This window comes from Bilophila wadsworthia ATCC 49260, from assembly GCF_000701705.1.
In the GTDB taxonomy this organism is placed as follows: domain Bacteria; phylum Desulfobacterota; class Desulfovibrionia; order Desulfovibrionales; family Desulfovibrionaceae; genus Bilophila; species Bilophila wadsworthia.
In genome coordinates this window covers 6,005-8,057 of sequence record NZ_KL370817.1, presented here as the reverse complement: position 1 = coordinate 8,057, position 2,053 = coordinate 6,005, and the positions used below count along the sequence as shown (strand labels likewise).

2 protein-coding genes are annotated in these 2,053 nt (G+C 61.5%); both read right to left on the bottom strand.

Features of this window, described 5'->3' with window-relative positions; translation table 11 throughout:
- Positions 1-223: 223 nt before the first annotated feature.
- Entirely contained in the window at positions 224-604 is a 381-nt protein-coding gene (locus T370_RS0122115; protein WP_005024715.1) for a RidA family protein, read from the bottom strand.
- 202 nt (positions 605-806) lie between these two features.
- On the bottom strand, positions 807-1,784 hold the full coding sequence (locus T370_RS0122110; RefSeq protein ID WP_005024714.1) for a Bug family tripartite tricarboxylate transporter substrate binding protein: 978 nt from the start codon (positions 1,782-1,784) through the stop codon (positions 807-809).
- Positions 1,785-2,053: the final 269 nt, after the last annotated feature.

Below are 2,053 nucleotides of genomic sequence, written 5' to 3'. Positions count from 1 at the left end.
CCTCAGAGCGTCGAACGCCACGGCTGCGCCGCGCCGTCCGCCGTCCTGTGGGCGTCAGGCGCCTTCTTGGTGAAAGCCTGACGTACCCGCTCTGTGTTTTTCAAATAATCCCCGTCCCCATTACGAAAGTCTTGGGAGAGGGAGGGGTGGGGTTTGAGGAGGGAGCAACCTTTCTTCAGAAAGGTTCTCCTTTCCTTCCTCAAGTCTCATCTCTCTTTTTCTTTTAGTCTTTTTTGTAGGCAACGCAGTCGACTTCGACTCGGAGGTCGCTCATCATCATGGCCTGTACGCAGACGCGGGCGGGGGCGTGCTCGGCGGTGAAGAACTGGGCGTAGACCTTGTTGAATCCTGCGAAGTCGCGGGGATCGTCGAGGAACACGTTGACGCGGACGACGTCTTCAAGGGAATACCCGGCGGATTCGAGCACCTTCTTGAGGTTTTCGAGGGTGACGCGGGCCTGCACGGTGATGTTGCCGGTGACGATTTCGCCGTCGGCGTCGCGGGGGACCTGTCCGCTGACGAAGAGCCAGCCGTCCGCTCCGGCGGCTTTGGAGAAGGGAAGGGCGCCGGGCTTGGTGGGGGTGCCGTAGCGTTTGATGGACATGGTCTGCTCCTTGGTTTTCGTATAGGTTTTTGAGGATATGGCCTGTTGAGTCGTGGGTTCAGGAATGGCTTCCTTTGCGTCCTGTCCCGAAGTCCCCAAAGGGGGAGGCGGAGGACCCCGAGGCAGGGCGGAAAGGAAGGCCGCCGGAAGAGGGGCGGCCCCCCGCCGGGGGAAGGAAAACCTTCCCCCGGAGTTCCGCGTGTTACTTGTTGCCGGTCAGGCCGAGGTCGGTGAGGACCTTGTTCATTTCGGCGTACTGTTCCTTGAGCTGCTTCATCCACGCTTCGCCGGTGGAGTAGTCGGGCGTCGCGTTCATGTTCTTGATGGCCTTGATATATTCGGGGTCCTTGACGATTTCTTCGGAAATGGCCGCGAGCCTGTCGAGGATTTCCTTGGGCGTGCCCTTGGGAGCCGCGATGCCTGCCCAGCCGTAATAGTTGCCCTCATAGCCCTGCTCCGCGAAAGTGGGAGCGTTGGGGTATACGTCGCTCTTGGTGCCGATGGCGAGGATCTTGAGCTTGTCGGCGGAAGCCATGGGCGCGTAGTTCTGGGGGAAGAGGAAGGTCATGTCGGCATGGCCGCCGAGAACGGCGGTGGCCGCTTCGCCGCCGCTCTTGTATTCGACCTGCTTCACCTGAACGCCGGTGCCGGTGAACCAGTTGCGCATGGCGAAGGTCAGCCACGAGGTGGCGGCGGGGCTGGCGAATACGAGTTTGCCGGGCTCCTTCTTGGCGGCGGCCTCAAATTCCTTGAGATTGTTCCACGGGGCGTCCTTGTTCACGACCACGGCGCAGTTGGCGACCATGATGCGGGCGATGTAGTCGAAGCTGTCGAAGCTGTAGTTCGCGCCCTTGGCGGTCAGCGGGATGATGATGTTCGGCCCGGCCTGCGCGAGGAACAGCGTGTAGCCGTCGGGCTTGGCCTTGGCCGCGAAGAGGCTGCCGGTCAGGCCGCCGCCTCCGGTTTTGTTCACCACAACCACGGGCTGCCCCAGTTTCTTTTTGGCGAATTCAGCCCACACGCGGGCCGTCAGGTCGGAGTCGCCGCCCGCGCCGTAAGGGCTCACGAGCTGGATGGGCTTGTTCGGATAGTCCGAAGCCTGAGCCGGGACCGCCAGAAGGCCGCCGGCGAGCAGGAACGCGCCCATACCGAAAAGAGCTGTGCGGAGGGTCTTAAACATAAGGTTCTCCCCTTGGGTTGGAGGTTTGCAGGGGCCCCTGCCCCCTATATCCTTGCGCCGCATTCCCGCCCGCCGTTTACCCTAGGATGGCGGTCCCGCGTCGCGTCTTCACGTTTTGTTGGTCTCCGAAATGCGTTCTCACGGGGCGTCCATAACCCCTCTTTATTCTCTCTATTTGCTCTTTTTCTTCTGTCGGAACGAACTCCTGTCGCGTGGCCTCCCCATCAGTCGAAAGTCTTAGGGAGGAGAGGGGAGGGGGCTTGGGGGAG